Source organism: Actinomadura soli, from assembly GCF_005889715.1.
Lineage (GTDB): Bacteria > Actinomycetota > Actinomycetes > Streptosporangiales > Streptosporangiaceae > Spirillospora > Spirillospora soli.
In genome coordinates this window covers 1-571 of the sequence record NZ_VCKW01000613.1, presented here as the reverse complement: position 1 = coordinate 571, position 571 = coordinate 1, and the positions used below count along the sequence as shown (strand labels likewise).

1 pseudogene is annotated in these 571 nt (G+C 73.6%); it reads left to right on the top strand.

From position 1 onward, the window contains the following. Window positions 1–90: 90 nt before the first annotated feature. Window positions 91–571, top strand: a pseudogene (locus ETD83_RS42140) (Acg family FMN-binding oxidoreductase); the annotation flags it as partial.

The following is a 571-nucleotide window of genomic DNA, read 5'->3' as shown; positions in this document are numbered from 1 at the left end:
CACGGGCCGGACGGCCCCGTCGCCCGGGACCTTCGGCACTGCCGCAGGTCGGCCGCAGATGGTGGGCTGGATGGTGACCAAGGGGGAGTGATGATGCCTTCACAGAGCACGGACATCGCGACCGACGTCGTCCGCCGCGCCGTCGAGGACGCCGTGCAGGCGCCGTCGGTGCACAACACCCAGCCGTGGCGGTTCGGGATCAGCGGTTCGCGGATCAGCGTCCGCGCCGACGCCGACCGCCGGTTGGACGTCGCGGACCCGGACGGCCGCGAAATGCTGATCAGCTGCGGCGCCGCGCTGTACAACCTGCGGCTCTCGCTGCGCATGCAAGGGTTCGAGCCCGTCGTGCGGCTGCTGCCCGACCCTGACCGGCCGCATCTGCTCGCCGACGTCCACCTGGAGTCGCTGAGGGAGCGGGCAGGCGACGAGGTGGAGCGCGAGTATGCGCAGATCCGGCGCCGTCGCAGCCACCGCGGCGGGTTCCGGCCCGATCCGGTCGGCGCCGGCGTCCTGACGGCGCTGCGGCACGCCGCCGAGCAGGAGGGCGGCCGGCTCATCCAGGCCGTCGACG